Genomic DNA, 18,177 nt, shown 5'->3' with positions numbered 1-18,177 from the left:
TATTAAAGCATATTATCGTTAAAAATACATTTATTACAGCTTTAATCGATATATACTGGTAATATTATTTTTAGATTTTTTATATTGGCAGTATTTTTGTGAACATTATCAAGCGGTTAGTACAATTTTCTTTTGCTATTGCCCTACTTGGAATCCTTACCATCGGCGTTTTTTATTGGTATATGAAAGACGATTTGCCGAGCGTCGACGTTTTAAAAGACATTCAATTACAAATTCCCATGCAGATCTATTCGAGTGAAGGAAAACTGATCTCGCAATATGGTACAAAACGTCGAATTCCAGTCAAGCTAAAAGATATGCCGCCAAAACTTATTGAAGCGGTTTTAGCCACCGAAGACAATCGTTTTTATGAACATTTTGGTGTCGATCCAATCGGCATGACCCGTGCTGTGGTGTTGCTTATCAAAAGTAAAATAACCGGCGGTGAAATCGAAGGCGGTGCCAGTACCATAACCATGCAAACGGCGCGAAATTTCTTCTTAACTCGCGAACAAACCATTGTTCGTAAAGTACGAGAAATTTTTATTTCTTTGCATATGGAAAAGCTATTAACCAAAGATGAAATTCTCGAACTGTATCTTAATAAAATTGAGTTGAGTCATCGTGCATTTGGTGTCGGTGCGGCGGCGCAGGTTTATTACGGTAAAGATTTGCACGAATTGACCTTGGGCGAAATAGCCGTTATCGCTGGTCTGCCTAAAGCACCAACGACCTATAACCCTATCAGTTCACCAGAACGAGCTAAATTTCGCCGTACCACAGTACTGCAGCGTATGTTAGTCAGTGGCTATATTAGCGAAGAAGAATATGAGCAAGCCAATAATGAAGAAATTCGTACTAAACGCCACGGTGTAAGAATTGAAGTCAGTGCGCCGTATGTCGCAGAACAAACCAATAAAAAAGTACTCGAGCTGTATGGTAAAGAATTTGCCTATGGTAAAGGTCTAAAAGTTTACACTACGGTTAAAGCGGATTTGCAAAACGCAGCGAAGCAAGCGGTGGTAAATAACGTTTATGCCTATGATCAACGTCATGGTTACCGTGGCCCTATTCAGCGCTTGTGGTTATCTGAGCAAGACCAGCAAAAGGTACTCAGCCAATACCAAACGTTTGTCAATGATGAGCAGTTAGACACCTTAACCGACAGTTTTGCTGAGTTACCGACTCAAGCTCCAGAGCAACAAGACATCGTTACACAATTGCAAGAAGTTAAATCCTATAATGATTTGCAGCCTGCGGTAGTCATAGAAATTGCTGAGCAGGCGGCTAAAGTAATCGATGAACAGGGTGAGATCATCGATATCCCATGGGATGGCTTAAAGTGGGCGCGTTGGTATATCGATGACAAAATCCAAGGTAAAGCGCCAAAACTTGCACAAGAAATTGTTAGCGCCGGCGACATGGTGTATATCCGCCCTGCTGCAGAGCAACAATGGCAGCTAGCACAAATGCCGGATGTATCCGGTGGCATCGTGGCCATTTCGCCAGACAATGGCGCTATCTTAGCCAGTGTTGGTGGCTTTAGTTTTAGACAAAGCCAATTTAACCGTATTACTCAGGCAAATCGTCAGGTCGGCTCAAATATAAAACCCTTTGTTTATTCGGCGGCATTGGAAAATGGTTATACCCTCGCCTCTATTGTTAACGATGCGCCAATCAATCAATGGGATAAACGCTCAGGTTTTGCTTGGCGACCAAAAAATTCACCTGCGGTTTATGAAGGTCCTTTGCGAGTCCGTACCGGTCTAGCAAAATCGAAAAACGTGATGTCCATTCGACTATTACGCGGGATGAAGTTAAGCACCTTAATTGAGCATTTAACAAAATTTGGTTTTGAGAAAGAATCACTGCCTAAAAATGAGTCTATTGCTTTAGGCTCAGCAGTCATGACGCCACTGCAAGTAGTGACCGGCTACGCCGCTTTTGCCAATGAAGGTTATTTAGTCGAACCTTATATTGTCGATCGCATAGAAGACGCCAGTGGTGAGGTTATTTATCAAGCAGAGCCTAACGTTGCTTGCTATGAGTGCGAACAAGCGCAACAAGAATATGCTAATAGTTTTGATGCAAGTGATGAACTTGACGTTGAATTATTAACCCAACCAATTGCACCGCGCATCTTAAGTCGTGAAAATGCCTTTTTAGTCACAGAAGCGATGAATAGCGTCATTTGGGGCGGTGGCGGCAACTGGTCAGAAGGCACAGGTTGGATGGGCACAGGTTGGCGCGCTAAAGCACTTGAACGTCGTGATTTGGCTGGTAAAACCGGCACCACCAATGAATCAAAAGACGCTTGGTTTACTGGCTTTAGTCGTCATCTGGTTGCGAGCAGCTGGATTGGCTTCGATGATCCAAGTCGCAACTTGGGTCGCACCAATGTCAATGCAAACCTAGGTCGTAACCAAACCGCAGGCGGCGAAGCTGGCGCCAATGCGGCGCAACCGGCGTGGATTTCGTTTATGAATATTGCTCTAAATGAGTTCCCATACGCGCCATTTAAACAGCCGGATAATATTGTTTCGATTCGCATCGACAAAGAAACCGGTAAGCGCACCAATAAAAGTGATTCGAGTTCGACTTTTGAATACTTTATTCAAGGCACCGAGCCAACCGAATGGGTAGATGAAGACAATGTGGAAGATATTCTAGAAAACGAAAAGGCTCGTGAAGAAGATGAAGAAATCTTTTAAGCACAAACACTTGCTTGCGGATGTGTGCTGCTAATCATCAACTAAAGACGTTAAATAAAGACATTAAATAAAGACGTTAAATAAAGGCGTTAAGTCGCAACAGCCACTATAAAAACAAAAAAGGCCCAAACGGGCCTTTTTTTAATGCGCTGTTAGCAATCAGACTTCGGCAACTTCAATGGAGCCCAACATTTGCGGCATGGTGTGATGTTCGTTCAAGTCATATTTTAACGCGACTTCATCACAGCAATCTTTCTTCGGACAAATCTCACAATCTTTCATCACTTTTTCTGGCAAGCTGGCTTTATCGCTCATTTTGAAATCAAGCTTTTCAAAAAAACCTGGCTTGCGTGTTAACACAAACACTTTAAGCAGTGACAATTGTTGTGCACGATCCAGTAAGTAATGACATAGCTTGTTACCATAGCCCTTTCCTTGGTGGTTATTGGCCACGCCTAATGAGCGAATCTCCGCCAAGCCGGTACTGTAGATGTAAAGTGACGCACACGCGACCACTTGGCCCGCCACTTCAACGACAGCAAAGTCTCGAATTGATTTAATTAAATCATCTTCACTGCGAGGTAAGTTTTCTTCTCGATCAGAGAAGTAATTAACGAGCTTTCCGATTGAACGTAAATCCGTTAATTTGGCGTCTCTAACCGTGTATTCGGTACTGCCCAGCTGTTGACGATTTTGCTCAATAATCTTGCTTACAGGCTCGATGCCGGTGCCGCCAAGTATATTGCGCTTATCAACAAGGTATTCCAACTCTAAAATCGGATAAACGTCTTCCTCGATTAAATTTGAGAACTGTTTAAACTCATCCAAACGTAGATTTTCTAACGGTTCACCCTGGCCTATCGCATAAAGCACGACCGCACCGGTAATATCATGTGCGGTTCTAAATGGCACGCCTTTACCAACCAGGTAGTCTGCCAATTCCGTTGCATTGGCATAACCGCCACGAGCAGCGCGACGACATTCAGCAACATTCAGTTCAATGGAATTAACCACTTCACAAGACATTTCTATACATGAAAACCACTGTTCAAGTGCATCAAATAGGCCTTGTTTGTCTTCTTGCATGTCCTTGTTGTACGCCAGCGGCAAGCCCTTGAGGGTTACTAATAATCCTTGCAATGAGCCATAAACACGACCACATTTACCACGAATTAACTCCAATGCATCTGGGTTTTTCTTTTGCGGCATCAATGAACTGCCTGAGGTCACTTGATCGCCAAGGGTAATAAAATTAGCTTCGCCGGAATTGAAGAAAATTAAGTCTTCAGCAAATCGCGATAAATGCATCATACCGGTAGAGGCTGCAAATAATAATTCCAATACATAGTCACGATCAGACACGGCATCAAGGGAATTCATACATGGACCATCAAAGCCCAAACTACTCGCCAGTTCATAACGATCAATGTCATAAACGGTGCCCGCTAACGCGGCGCAGCCCAATGGCGATTGATTTAGACGCACTCTAGCGTCTTGTAATCTCGACACATCACGCTTAAGCATTTCCACATAGGCCATACACCAGTGGGCAAAACGAATCGGTTGTGCGCGTTGCAAATGGGTGTAGCCGGGCAAGATATGCTGTTTGTTGTTATCAGCAAGATTCAGTAATTGCGCAATACAACTATTTAGCATGTTAATTAGCTCATCAACCTGCTCACGCGCCCATAATCGTAAATCGGTACTGACCTGATCATTTCGACTACGGCCAGTATGTAATTTACGGGCAATATCACCGATCATTTCAATCAATTCGCTTTCAACGAAACTGTGAATATCTTCGGCATTTGATTGCTCGAAATTGATCTCACCATTATCGACTTTCGCGGCTAAATCCAGCAACGCTTGCTCAAGTTTTTGCTGCTCATCAATGGTCAACACACCTGCTTTGCAGATCGCTTTTGACCAACCAATTGAGCCCTGAATATCCTGATGTACTAAGACATGATCAAACGGTAAGGAATCATTGAACGCCTTAAACTTATCGCTGCTACCGGCTTTAAACCGGCCACCCCATAATGCCATGTTATTTCTCCTGAGCTTTCAGTGCCTTGATACGACTCGACAAACTAAACAGACGAATAAAGCCTTCTGCATGTTTTTGATCGTAAACATCATCTTCACCAAAGGTGGCAAACTCTTCTGAGTATAAGCTGTTTGGCGAACGACGCTGAGTAACCACAGCTTGCCCTTTATACAGTTTAACTACGACATCACCGGTTAATTGCTCAGCAAAGGCATGACATGCCGCCATTTGTGCTTGAGCTAATGGTGTAAACCAACGACCATCATAAATAACATGAGAGAATTCTAAGCCTACCGACTCACGAAACTTCAGTGATTCTTTGTCAAGAATAAGGGTTTCTAAGCCTTTGTATGCTGCCATTAATACGGTGCCGCCTGGCGTTTCATAACAACCACGAGATTTCATCCCTACCAGACGGTTTTCAACGATATCTACACGACCCACACCGTGAGCACCGGCTTTGTCATTTAGATAAACCAATGATTGATACGGGCTCATGGTTTGACCGTCAACGGCAACCAATTCACCTTTATCAAAACTAAGTAAAACAGATTCCGGTGTATCTGGTGCATCCAAAGGATCGGTGGTCATGGTCCACACTTCTTTTGACGGCTCACACCAAGGGTCTTCTAATTCACCGCCCTCATGAGAGATATGCCACGCATTGGCGTCACGACTATAAATCTTGGTCAATGACGCCGAACATGGAATGTTGCGCTGATCCAAATAGTCAAGCAAGTCTTCACGAGAAACCATATCCCATTCACGCCATGGCGCGATAACTTTGAGTTGTGGTGCCAGCGCGGCAAAACACGCTTCAAAGCGCACCTGATCATTACCCTTACCGGTACAACCATGACAAACCGCGTCAGCGCCTACTTTGAGTGCGACTTCAACATGTGCCTTGGCAATCACCGGACGTGCCATAGAGGTACCCAATAGATATTGTCCCTCATATACCGCACCGGTTTTCACGATCGGATAAATGTAATCTTTAACAAACTCTTCTTTTAGATCGACGACGTGACATTCTGACGCACCAGAGGCAATGGCCTTTTCTTGAATGCCTTCAAGCTCTTCATCGCCTTGGCCTACATCGGCACAAAATGCGACAACTTCACAGCCATTATAGTTTTCCTTCAACCAAGGAATGATTGCTGATGTATCTAAACCACCTGAATAGGCCAGTACCACTTTCTTAATATCTTGACTCATAATATCTACTCTTAAATCTATAAATTCTTTACTAAAATCTTGAAACTCGGCTTAATCAGCCAACAAATTAACCAATACGGAGTTTTGTGCCCACATACGGTTTTCGGCTTGTAAGAAAGCCAATGACTTATCCGAATCAAAAACCTCTGTGGTTACCTCTTGCTCTAAGTGTGCAGGCTGGCAATGCATTAACGCGCTCGCGCCTGCCTTTTCCATCAGGGTTTTGTTGACCTGATATGGCATAAAGGTTTGCAGTATTTGCTCAACCTTGGTGTTATCTCCCATAGATATCCAAGTATCGGTATAAATCACTTGTTGCTCGGCCGCAGCATTAATGTCAGTGGTAATGGTTAGCGTGCTGCCGTTGGCCTTTGCCAAGGCTTGCGCTTTATCAACCATTTTGGCACACGGCTCATAACCAACCGGCGAAATAACCGTGACGTTGACGCCAAGCACTGGCCCCATCAGCATTAATGAATTTGAGACATTGTTACCATCACCGATATAACACAGATTTAATCCGTTAAGTTGACCAAAGGTTTCGGTTAAAGCCATGTAATCAGCCAAAGCCTGACACGGGTGATATAAATCACTTAAGGCGTTGATAACTGGAATGCCTGCGTGCTCCGCCATCTCATCGAGCACCGATTGTTTGAACACTCGGGCAACAATGGCATCGCTCCAACACGCTAAGTTTTTGGCAACGTCTTTGACCCGTTCACGCTCACCTAATTGGCCATTTTGCTGACCTAAATATAAGCTATGACCGCCCAATTTATTAATGCCAAAATCAAAACTAACATGAGTTCGCAATGATGGTTTTTCAAACAACATAGCAACGGTTTTACCGGCTAGGGCATTTTGGTATTTTGGTAAGTTATTTTTAATATCAATCGCTTGCGTAATTAACTGGGTTAATTGCGCATTATCAAAATCACTATCTGCAAGAAAATGTTGCATCGACATATGTATCTTCCTGTTATTACTGCAATTTATTAAGTTTTAAAGTGTAGGAATAATGCGGGTGCCAAACTCGCCATCACTGTTTAACACAAACAGTTTTTCAGGCGATTTCCAACTGGCAACCGCGATACTTCGTCGTAATCGGTTGGCTGCAGCAAATGCAGCGTTAACTTTAGCGATCATGCCACCGGCAATGACGCCTTGTTCGATAAGGAGTTTGGCTTGCTCACCATCAAGTGTAGCAAGGTATTTTTGATCGGCACCTTTAACCCCAGCGACATCGGTTAACAACACCAAATCAGCATTGAGTAACTCACTGATAGCCACCGCTGCATCATCGGCATTCACATTAACTAAGGTGCCATTGTCTAAGCTGCCAATAGAACTGATCAACGGCAAACAGTTTGCCGCGACTAATGAATTTAACAAGCTCGCATTGCTCGCTTGAGGTATACCAACACAACCTAATTTCGGGTCAGCAGGCAAACACACAATGGACTGTCCATCATGCAATGCTAAGCCGACTGCTTTTAAACCACTATGGTTCGCTATCGCCACCATATGCTTATTAACCGTACCCGCTAAGGCGCCGCTAATAACCGCCATATGAGCCTGTTCGCTTACCCGTAAGCCATCGATTTTTTTACTGACAAAACCAGCTTGTTGCAACATATCATCAGCCACACAGCCACCGCCGTGGACGATAATAACGCCACGGTCTTGCTGTAACTGGCTAACAACCTTAAATAAATCGGACAGAGCCTGATCAGACTCCATTATCGCCCCACCAATCTTAATAACCAGAGGTCTAGTCATGCTGACCTCCAAGTAATGCTAAGGTGGGTTGCAAGCCAAAACTAATGTTAAAACATTGCACCGCTTGTGACGCCGCGCCTTTTAATAAGTTATCAATGGCGCAACTAACCACCAAAACGTGTAATGATTCATCATATTGCCAATAAATGTTGGCAAACGGTGTATTGGCAACATCATCGATTTGCGGCCAGCTTTTACTGATACGCACCAATGGCGTGTGTTGGTAACACTGCTGAAACGCCATATCTACTTGTTGTTTAGTCACCGTGTCTTGCAAGTTAAGGGTTACCGTTGCCATTAAGCCACGTTTAAACGGCGCAATATGAGGATTGAAAATGACCTGAGCACCGGCTTCTTGGCTTATTTCAGGCTGATGACGATGCTGTAATATATTGTAGGCTTTTAGGCTTAACTCATTAAAGCTGGTTGCTAATGACGCTTTGCGACCGGCGCCACTGACGCCACTGATACCATTGACAACGATTAAGCCATCTTCTTGCTGTAAGCCGGCATCGATTATTGGTTTTAATGACAATAAACTGGCGGTTGGATAACAACCAGGCACAGCAACAATGTGTGTTTCAGCGATGGCTTGCTGATTAAACTCCGCCAATCCATATACCGCTTGTTGCAACAAGTCGGTATGTTGGTGAGCAAAACCATAATATTTAGGGTAATCATCGGCGTCTTGTAGACGAAACGCACCGGACAAATCAAACACTTTAACGCCCGCATCGACAAAAGCATTCGCCCACTGCTGTGAATATTCATGTGGAGTGGCAAAAAACACCGCATCAATTTCAGATTGGTGATCTTTTAACCATGCCGCAGAAAAAGCCTGAAGTGGCAGATCACAAACACCCTGCATCGCCGGATATAACTCGCTGAACGCAAGATCTGCTGATGCACTATTTTCAGATACAAGTAATTGCAAAACATCCACTTGGGGATGCTTTGTTAGGATTTTAACTAATTCAGCGCCGGCATAGCCACTAGCACCTATAATTGCAACTTTCACTTAACCTCTCATTTGCAATTCTATTCAACAAGAATAAATATATGATTTCTATCAGCTGGGTATTATCGGCGATCCATATCCGTTCTGGCTACTATTTATACAAAACGATTACAATAAAATCCGACAACCTATGGTCTTTACCCAGAAGCTTGATTAAACTGTCCAAAGAAAGATAACAGTGATGAAATACTTATGCAATAAAAAAGCATAAGTATTTGCAATAAAGAGTAAGTAAATGTCAACAATTGTAAAGCTACCCAATTTTCAGCAAGCACTTAGTGAATTAATCGCCAGCCCATCGATCAGTGCTGAGTCTGCATCACTCGACCAAAGTAACTTGGCGGTGATTGAAATATTAGCGACTTGGTTCAAGGATCTAGGCTTTGCGGTGAATATTCAAAAAGTGCCCGGAACCAACAATAAATATAACTTGCTGGCTAAGGTGGGCAGCGGCGAAGGTGGCTTATTACTGTCCGGCCATAGTGATACGGTGCCTTTCGATCAACAAGGCTGGAACAGCGACCCGTTTGCTATACAAGAGAAAGACGACAAGTTTTTTGGATTGGGCACCTGTGATATGAAAGGCTTTTTCGCGTTTATCTTGCAAGCCTGTAAACAGCTACCCTTAACCAAGCTAACAAAGCCGTTATATATTCTTGCCACAGCCGATGAAGAGACAACCATGGCTGGTGCACGCTTTTTCATCGAACAACAATTGGCCAAACCCGATGTGGCGATTATTGGCGAACCGACCAACTTAAAGCCAGTAATTATGCATAAAGGACATATGTCTCATCGTATTACGGTGGTTGGCAAGTCAGGTCATTCCAGCCAACCCGCGAAAGGTATTAATGCCATCGAAATCATGTTCGAGATCATTAAAAGCCTAATGACCTTAAAGCAAGAGCTTAAACACCAATATCAAAACGCTGCTTTTTCTGTTACCGAGCCGACCTTAAATTTTGGTGCGATAAAAGGTGGTGACAGTGCTAATCGAATTTGCGGTGATTGCTACTTAGATATCGATTTACGAGCGTTACCTGGCATCAAAGATGAAGAGCTGCTGTTTTGGTTAAGTGAAGCATTAAAAGCAACGGCAGAAAAATATCCCGGTAGAGTTAACATGCAGGAATTGCATGCCAGCTCTCCTGCCTTTGCTGAGAACGAGTCCAGTGAGTTGGTTCATGTCGCTGAAAAACTCTCTGGTCATTGTTGTCAGGCGGTAAATTACGCTACCGAAGCGCCGTTTATTCAGCAATTAGGTTGCCAAACCATTGTCTTAGGACCAGGCTCGATTGAACAAGCACATCAAATAGATGAATTCTTAGCATTCGATCAAATCAAGCCAACAGAAAAAATCTTATTGGATTTTATTCAGCACTATTGCCTGCTCTAAACGAAAAGGACAGTTTGCCATGTAAACAAACTGTCCCTGCAAGATAGGATTATGTGGAGTGCTTAACCTTGTTGTGGGCGAATACCTAAGGTGTGACAAATTGCATAGGTTAATTCGGAACGATTTAGCGTATAAAAATGAAAGTCATTAACCCCTTCGCTACGTAATATCTTCACCTGTTCCATTGCGATATTGGCACCGACCATGTTTCGCGTAGTCGGGTCGTCATCGAGTCCTTCGTACAATTTCCCCATCCAGTCAGGTACATGCACGTTGGTTAACCCTGCAAAGCGTTTTAAAGTGGCAAAATTTGATACCGGCAAAATACCCGGGACAATTTCGACATCAATACCAACCGCAACACAACGGTCACGAAAACGTAAATAGGCGTCTATATCAAAAAAGAATTGCGAGATAGCACGTGTCGCGCCAGCATCAATTTTTCGTTTCAAGTTAACCAAATCAAATTGCGCATTAGGCGATTCAGGATGAGTCTCCGGATAGGCGGCAACAGAGATCTCAAAGTCGGCAACACCTTTTAATACCTCGACTAAGTCGCTGGCATACATATTTGGTTTTTCACTGCTGTTTGGTAAATCACCACGTAACGCAACAATGTGACGAACACCGCTTTGCCAATAGTCTTTGGCAATATCGATTAACTCTTGTTTACTGGCATCAATACAAGTCAAATGTGGTGCAGCAACTAAGCTGGTGTCACGTTGAATTCGCTTAATAACGCCGTGTGTTCTATCTCGGGTACCACTGCCAGCGCCATAGGTTACTGACACAAAACTAGGATTAAGCGGTTCTAGACGTTCTACCGAATTCCATAAGGTGGTTTCCATTTGTTCTGAGTTTGGTGGGAAGAATTCAAATGACACATTTAAGTCGCGATCCAAATCACGGACAGTACGATTTAACAAATCAAGTTGGCGAGCTTTAGCATTCATTTAATATATCCCCTTAATGACAACTTCTTTTTTCTTATGTTCTAAACGCTGGCACAAATTAACTAAGTCAGAATGCAAGCCGCCAGCGGTAACATCTCGACCGGCACCAGGGCCGCGTATGATCAATGGATTCTCTTGATACCAGTCACTCACCAATAAAAAGATATTATCGCAGGCTGTCAGATTTACAAATGCGTGGTCCGCCGGCAGTATTTCCAAACCAACCTTCGCAGTAAGTTTGTTATTATCTATGGCAAATCTAGCCACATAACGCAAATGTTGTTGCTGACTTTTTGCCTCATTTAGCTTATTAGCAAAATACTCGTCCAACTCTGTAATGCGAGTGAAGAATTGTTTTTTATCAATACCTTGCAATGATGGTGGCACAAGGTTTTCAACGTCGATGTTGTCCAGTTCAAGCTCAAAACCAGCTAATCGAGCCAAAATAAGCAATTTTCTTTGTACGTCCAATCCAGATAAATCATCACGCGGATCAGGCTCGGTAAAACCTTGCTCAAGCGCATCTAAGACTAAATCTGAAAATGCCTGCTCACCACTAAAGTTGGCAAACAGCCAGGATAAAGTACCTGAAAATATCCCGGCAATTTCATGAATACTGTCGCCGCTTTGCAATAGATCATTAATGGCGTAATTCACCGGTAAGCCCGCGCCGACTGTGGTATTAACTAACCACTGACTGCCGGTATTTTCTTGCGCCGCGAGTAATTGGCTGTATTGACTCTGCTCACTTGAACCGGCGCATTTGTTGGCACTGATGACATGGATACCACGTTCAAAAAAGCTTTGGTATAACTGAGCAAAACTCTCAGACGGGGTAATATCAACAACCACTAACTCGTCATACGGATGTTGCTCTAACCAACCAAGTAATTGTTGGTTGTCATAGTCAACGCTGCTGTCAGCAAATAACGGTAGTGCTTGGCTCGGGTCTATACCATCGTTATTAATAAGCGCTTTTTTTGATGTCGCAAGGCCAACCAAATGCACGTTTTCCAAACTTGAGATACGTGTTAACTGTTTTGGCAGCATGTCTAAAAATTTGCTGCCGATATTACCTAAACCTGCAACCACTAACCCTATATTGCGGGCATTTTTCGTTATGCTGGAATGCACTTGATTGAGTAATTCGACATTGCAGCTCTCGTTTAAAAACGCCAGCAAGCTGTGACCATTGTCACTGCCGACCAAAGCATCCAATGCTTCGTGGCGCAATACTCGTTTAAAACGTGCTTTAATTTCACTGCGACTCGCCACTTGATAGCCAACCACAGCCACTAACGATACTTGTTGGTAACTGAACTCAAGTTGATGCTGTTGCAGATATTCAATCGCCAACTGCGAAAACTGCTGGTTCACCACTAAGCACGACTTATCAGGACATTGGTAAATCGGTTCAAAGCGGGCAATCACATGCCGCAAATACAGCTCGCTGACTTTATCGGTGTTAATTTTCACCAGATCATTATTGTGAGTAACCGATAACTCGCTTTTTGCGATATCACCAAAGACACCAATTTCAGTGCCATTGTCTTCGGGTAAAAAACTGCTGGCAACATTCAATTGAATTTGCTGACATTGCAAAGGCGTTAATGTTTTCGCGTGTAGCACTGGATTGCCCAGTCTCCCCAACTCCGTTGCCACTGAATTTTCAATACGATGTAGCTTACGCGCGGTTGAAATAATGCGAGGATCGGCACTGTAAATACCGTCGACATCGGTCCATAGCGTGACACTTTCTGCGCCGATAAGCTTGGCAACAATTGTGGCACTGTAATCGCTGCCATTGCGGCCCAATGTTTGCGTTCTATTTTGCGTATCTGTGGCAATGTAACCGGTGATAACCGTTAACTTTGCTGCTTGCTTAGCCGTTAATAACGCGTGTTGTGAGCTATGCTCAACCAATTGATAATCATTGTCACAGTCAAGATGTAACACTTGACGTGAGTCGACACCAATACATGGGCATAACTGTTCATTAATCAGCGCCGATAACAAACGCATTGACCAAATTTCACCATGGGCTAATAGATCGTGTCGCTGATATATATCATCAAAATGGATGTCGGCAAGCTTGGCAATATCTGTAGCGATTTGCTGGCATTCGGTTGCTGCCGCTGATGCAGATAGTAATTCACAGACCAGTTGTTGCTGCTGATTTTGCAGCTCTGTTAATAATAACTGGCGCTGTTCGCTCTGTTGACAGTTAATGATTGCAAACAGCTTATCCGTGGTTTTACCATTCGCTGACACCACGACGACGTCATCAAGCTGTGCTTCTTGCTTTAAAATTTGTATAACTCTTAATAAACATTCAGCATTGGCCAGTGAACTGCCACCAAATTTATGCACATTTACCGGTATTTGTACGGCGTTATCTATATTTAACAAAGATGAGTTTGCTTGGTTCATGACTTATCCCTAACCGGCTTTATCACTAGGTGCAGCAAATGCAGCATCAAGGGCTTGCTGTAAATCAGCAACAATATCGTCAGCATCTTCAATGCCTATAGACAGGCGAATCAGTGTTTGTGAGATACCGGCGGCTTTTTGTGCAGCTAAATCCATCCCAGCGTGTGTCATGGTCGATGGATGTGCAGCCAAAGACTCTACGCCACCAAGAGACTGGGCTAGTGTAAACAACTGTAAAGCGGCAAAGAAATTGCGAACCTGATTTTCATCGCCTTTAATGTCAAACGACAACATTGAACCAAAACCGGCTTGTTGCGCTTTAGCTATCTCATGACCAGGATGAGTCGACAGGCCAGGATAATAAACAGCCTCGACAGCCTGGTGCTCGGTAAGCAACGCAACCACCGCTTGGGTATTTTGCTGATGAGCGCGCAAACGTACAGGCAAGGTTTTGATACCGCGTAACGTCAGGTAGGCATCAAAAGCACTGCCAGTAATACCAATGCAATTTGCCCACCAAGCCAGATCATCGCCTAATTGCGGGTCTTTAGTGACAACGGCACCGCCGACAATATCTGAATGACCATTAATAAACTTAGTGGTTGAATGAATAACTATATCAGCACCGAGCTCTAATGGGCGCTGCAGTAATGGTGATAGAAACGTGTTGTCGACGGCAACTAAAGCGCCAACCTGCTTTGCCGCATCGCAAACCTTTTTAATATCCACTAAACGCAGCAATGGATTACTTGGTGTCTCAACTAAGACCAGTTTTGGCTTTTTGGCTAAGGCGTCCTCTAGCGCTTGACTGTCGGTTTGATCAACGACATCTAATTCGAATTGACCACGTTTGGCTAGATGGACAAACAATCTGTAACTGCCGCCATAACAATCATGCGGTATCAGTAATCGGTCACCCGCGCTGAGCAGTTGGCAAATTAGGTGAATCGCCGACATCCCCGTGCTGGTTATAATACCTTTGCTGCCACCTTCTAAATGTGCAATAACCTCGGCCAGCGTTTGACGCGTTGGGTTACCCGTGCGCGAATAGTCATATTGACGTTTTTCGTTAAAGCCTTTGAGGCTATAAGTACTCGATAAATGCATCGCCGGCACGACAGCTCCGTGATGCTGATCACTGTTTATTCCTGCCTGTACCGCGATGGTCGCTAATTTATCGAGTTTCATAATTTTGTTACCGTGTATATTAGTGGATGTTTAGACGTCTATAAATCTATACGGATTAATTACTCAGGTCAAGAAGTTTTAGCCATCTATACATCTTTGCTTATAGATGTTGACTCAAACAACATATCCAGTACAATTTGATCAGCTGAGTAAAAACATCCAGATATAATTAAAAAACGGTTATTAGGGAGCAAAAATGGCTGACTGGAATGGCGAGTACATTAATCCATACGCGCCACACGGCAAAAAAAGTGAGCAAGTGAAGAAGATCACCGTATCTATTCCACTGCGAGTATTAAAAGTATTGACCGACGAGCGTACCCGCCGTCAGGTAAATAATTTACGTCACGCCACCAATAGTGAGTTGTTATGTGAAGCGTTTTTACACGCGTTCACCGGGCAACCATTGCCAAGCGATAACGATTTGGCGAAAGATAACGAAAACTTGTTACCTGAAAGTGTGCGTAAAGTGCTGGAAGAAAATGGCATCACCGACTTTTCAGACTTCGAGAACGATGATTAAACATCATTGATGTCAATTCATTGAATAAAAAAAGCGCTGATATCAGCGCTTTTTTATTGTTGTGATTTAACTTACTAGCTATTGCCCATACCCATATAGTTTTTAGGTAAGTCTATGGTCGACACGCCGGTTTCAACAGCGGCATTGGCGACAGCGAAGGCAACGTTGGCCAATAGTCTTGGATCCATAGGTTTAGGAATAATGTAGTCCTTACCAAACTCAAGTTTGTTACAACCGCTCGCGTGCAACACCCCTTCTGGTACAGGCAATTTGGCAATCTCTCGAATCGCATCAACTGCAGCAACCTTCATAGCATCATTAATTTGGCGAGAACGTACATCTAAAGCACCGCGGAAAATAAATGGGAAGCACAACACGTTATTCACCTGATTTGGGTAATCAGAACGACCGGTTGCCATAATCAAATCATCACGAGTCGCATGTGCCAGCTCCGGCTTGATTTCTGGATCCGGGTTCGAGCAAGCGAAAACAACTGGTTTTGCAGCCATTAGCTGCAATTGCTCCGCTGATAATAGATTAGGACCTGATACACCAACGAACACATCCGCCCCTTCTAAGGCGTCTTCTAAGGTGCGTTTATCGGTATTATTGGCAAATAATTTTTTATATTCATTTAAGTCATCACGGCGGGTATGAACGATACCTTTGCGATCTAGCATGTAAATGTTTTCACGCTGAGCGCCGCAAGTGATCAATAATTCCATGCAGGCAATGGCCGCAGCGCCAGCACCTAAACATACAATTTGAGCTTGCTTTAGTTGTTTACCTTGCACTTCTAACGCATTAAGCATGCCTGCAGCTGTGACAATGGCGGTACCATGTTGATCATCATGAAAAATTGGCACCTTACAGCGTTCAATCAAGGCTTTCTCAATTACGAAACATTCCGGTGCTTTGATGTCTTCAAGATTTATGCCACCAAAGCTATCCGCAATATTCGCCACGGTATTAATGAAGTCTTCAATGGTATTGTGTTTAACTTCAATATCGAACGAATCAATATTAGCAAAGCGCTTAAATAACAATGCTTTGCCTTCCATAACAGGCTTAGAAGCCAATGGACCTAGATTACCTAAACCCAAAATCGCCGTACCATCACTGATGACCGCAACCGTATTACCTTTGTTTGTATAGCGATAGACATTATCTGGATTTTCTGCAATCTCTCGTACCGGCTCTGCAACACCCGGACTATAGGCAAGAGCCAAATCATCCGCCGTTTCGGCAGGGGTGGTTAATGCAACACTGATTTTGCCTGGTTTAGGCTGTTCATGATAATCGAGGGCTTGTTGACGCAGATCTGTCATTGACGAATTCCTTTAGAAAGACAAGGGTAGCTTAAGCTTAGTTAGAATAGTGAATGTTACCTGAAAACTTTCATAAGGGTTACATTTTTTAATGGCTATTTTGTTATAAGAAAGCGTTATTAGTAACAAATGATTTACGCATATATTGAACCATGCATATCTAGTTTATTGGCCTGCATAAATAACAAAATCTGTTGCCATATCGGTGTGCTGTTTATGGTTATTATGTTGCCAAAGTCAGCGTAAACCGCTACCGTTGTTGGCAGTTGCAATTCATGTTTAAGAGAACCTATATGAACAAATCTACCATCAGCATTGCCTGCCTATTGACGTTAATTACCAGCTCAACGATGGCGACAGAAAACATAGCCGAAGCGCCTTTGGTATCGATTACTAGCCAAGATGCATTTTTTGATGCGATAAAACAGCACTGTGGTAAAGCATTTGCCGGAAAAGTTACTGTCGATAACAGCGACAGTGATGCATTTGCCAATAAACCGCTGATCATGCACGTGCGCAAATGCAGCGATAGTCAGCTGCAAATTCCATTTCATGTTGGCGATGACTCATCACGTACTTGGCTTGTCACCAAAACCGGCTCAGGGTTGTCATTAAAGCATGATCATCGACACAAAGATGGCAGCAATGACGCGTTGACTATGTATGGTGGTCACAGCCAAGATGCAGGTTGGCCGCAAGTGCAGTCTTTCCCTGCGGACCAATACTCAAAAGAAATGTTTGTTGCCCAAGGGATCCCACAATCGAACGACAATATTTGGCAAATGTTTATCTACCCAGAAAGCTTTTCGTATCGTTTGATTCGTCATGGCCGTGAGTTTCGCGTCGATTTTGACTTAAACAAGCCGGTAACACCACCTAGTGCACCTTGGGGTTACAGTGATAAGTAAACACAACTAAGGTTTGCCGTGTCGTTAATGTTTCGCTCAATGAGTTGCTGTTTTCTATACTTAATGGCAAATGTGTCAATCGAGCGTAAATGTCGATGCCTAACGAAATGGAGCGGCGACAACAGATCATAGATACTGCATTGCAATTAGCGAGCAAACGTTCATGGCACGCTGTTGCAATGCATGATATCAGTAACGAGATAAAGCTGCCGCTGGTGCAGATAAAACCTTTGTTCCGCAGTAAAGACGCTATTGCCGAAGCCATTTTCGATCGTGCCGACGATGCAATGCTGGCGCTAAATGACAACCCCACCTTTCAACAGCAAAACTCACAGCAGCGATTATTAACCGCCATTATCACCTGGTTTGAAGCCTTACCTAACAACAAGGCGGTGTTAAAAGCGATCATGGCCTACAAATTTGAACCTGGGCACATCCATTTACAAGCACACGGCGTCACTAGAGTAAGCCGCACGGTGCAATGGTTTATCGATATTGCCAACATTCGCCAACAAGGGCTTAAACGAATATGTATTGAAATTAGCGTTACCGCGAGTTACTTGCTCAGTTTTGCCCATTTTATCCATGACAAAAGCCCTGGACACGAGCGCACGAGGCATCGCTTAGCAAAGATGTTGGCCAGAATTGTTGATGCCGACACTCGACAGATATAGCTGATTC

Annotated in this window: 14 protein-coding genes; 5 read left to right on the top strand and 9 right to left on the bottom strand. The window is 43.6% G+C overall.

Features of this window, described 5'->3' with window-relative positions; all coding sequences use genetic code 11:
- Window positions 1–98 precede the first annotated feature (98 nt).
- A complete protein-coding gene (locus tag E2K93_RS09855) occupies window positions 99–2,711 on the top strand; it encodes a penicillin-binding protein 1A (protein WP_189637742.1) in 2,613 nt (870 codons plus the stop codon).
- A gap of 159 nt (window positions 2,712–2,870) precedes the next feature.
- Here E2K93_RS09855 and argH read toward each other — a convergent pair whose 3' ends face one another.
- From argH to argC, 5 genes are read right to left on the bottom strand one after another with little or no spacing between them, the layout of a single operon-like run.
- Window positions 2,871–4,757, bottom strand: coding sequence for an argininosuccinate lyase (gene argH, locus E2K93_RS09850; RefSeq protein ID WP_135438935.1), 1,887 nt, complete (start codon window positions 4,755–4,757; stop codon window positions 2,871–2,873).
- Between the two features lies 1 nt (window position 4,758).
- A complete protein-coding gene (locus E2K93_RS09845) occupies window positions 4,759–5,973 on the bottom strand; it encodes an argininosuccinate synthase (protein WP_189637741.1) in 1,215 nt (404 codons plus the stop codon).
- 51 nt (window positions 5,974–6,024) lie between these two features.
- Entirely contained in the window at window positions 6,025–6,939 is a 915-nt protein-coding gene (locus E2K93_RS09840) for an ornithine carbamoyltransferase (RefSeq protein WP_323368242.1), read from the bottom strand.
- Window positions 6,940–6,975: 36 nt separating this feature from the next.
- Window positions 6,976–7,752, bottom strand: coding sequence for an acetylglutamate kinase (gene argB, locus E2K93_RS09835; protein WP_228445256.1), 777 nt, complete (start codon window positions 7,750–7,752; stop codon window positions 6,976–6,978).
- Window positions 7,745–8,770 (bottom strand): N-acetyl-gamma-glutamyl-phosphate reductase, encoded by a 1,026-nt coding sequence (gene argC / locus E2K93_RS09830; RefSeq protein ID WP_135438932.1) that lies wholly within the window; start codon window positions 8,768–8,770, stop codon window positions 7,745–7,747. Before argC ends, argB begins: the two co-directional genes overlap by 8 nt.
- A gap of 235 nt (window positions 8,771–9,005) precedes the next feature.
- Here argC and argE point away from each other — a divergent pair, with 235 nt between their 5' ends.
- On the top strand, window positions 9,006–10,166 hold the full coding sequence (argE, locus tag E2K93_RS09825; RefSeq protein WP_135438931.1) for an acetylornithine deacetylase: 1,161 nt from the start codon (window positions 9,006–9,008) through the stop codon (window positions 10,164–10,166).
- Window positions 10,167–10,228: 62 nt separating this feature from the next.
- Here the strand turns inward: argE and metF are convergent, their stop codons facing one another.
- Genes metF through metB form a run of 3 tightly spaced genes read right to left on the bottom strand, consistent with a single transcriptional unit; the run spans window position 10,229 to window position 14,737 of the window.
- A complete protein-coding gene (gene metF, locus E2K93_RS09820; protein ID WP_135438930.1) occupies window positions 10,229–11,119 on the bottom strand; it encodes a methylenetetrahydrofolate reductase in 891 nt (296 codons plus the stop codon).
- Window positions 11,120–13,549: a bifunctional aspartate kinase/homoserine dehydrogenase II gene (gene metL, locus E2K93_RS09815; protein WP_135438929.1), complete on the bottom strand. Its 2,430-nt coding sequence runs from the start codon at window positions 13,547–13,549 to the stop codon at window positions 11,120–11,122.
- Window positions 13,550–13,558: 9 nt separating this feature from the next.
- The gene (metB, locus tag E2K93_RS09810) at window positions 13,559–14,737 is read right to left on the bottom strand and encodes a cystathionine gamma-synthase (RefSeq protein ID WP_135438928.1); all 1,179 of its coding nucleotides are present in this window, start codon (window positions 14,735–14,737) and stop codon (window positions 13,559–13,561) included.
- Between the two features lie 196 nt (window positions 14,738–14,933).
- On the opposite strand from metB, the gene metJ reads away from it, so the two are divergent.
- Entirely contained in the window at window positions 14,934–15,260 is a 327-nt protein-coding gene (metJ, locus tag E2K93_RS09805; protein WP_135438927.1) for a met regulon transcriptional regulator MetJ, read from the top strand.
- 74 nt (window positions 15,261–15,334) lie between these two features.
- Here metJ and E2K93_RS09800 read toward each other — a convergent pair whose 3' ends face one another.
- Window positions 15,335–16,588, bottom strand: coding sequence for a malic enzyme-like NAD(P)-binding protein (locus tag E2K93_RS09800; protein ID WP_135438926.1), 1,254 nt, complete (start codon window positions 16,586–16,588; stop codon window positions 15,335–15,337).
- A gap of 350 nt (window positions 16,589–16,938) precedes the next feature.
- Between E2K93_RS09800 and E2K93_RS09795 the strand changes: the two genes are divergently transcribed.
- On the top strand, window positions 16,939–17,496 hold the full coding sequence (locus tag E2K93_RS09795) for a hypothetical protein (RefSeq protein WP_135440459.1): 558 nt from the start codon (window positions 16,939–16,941) through the stop codon (window positions 17,494–17,496).
- A gap of 89 nt (window positions 17,497–17,585) precedes the next feature.
- Window positions 17,586–18,170, top strand: a complete 585-nt coding sequence (locus E2K93_RS09790) for a TetR/AcrR family transcriptional regulator (protein WP_135438925.1) — start codon at window positions 17,586–17,588, stop codon at window positions 18,168–18,170.
- The last annotated feature ends 7 nt before the right edge of the window (window positions 18,171–18,177 follow it).

Source organism: Thalassotalea sp. HSM 43, from assembly GCF_004752005.1.
In the GTDB taxonomy this organism is placed as follows: Bacteria; Pseudomonadota; Gammaproteobacteria; order Enterobacterales; family Alteromonadaceae; genus Thalassotalea_A.
The sequence above is the reverse complement of the archived record's forward strand: the minus strand, read 5'-3'. Positions and strand labels throughout refer to the sequence as shown.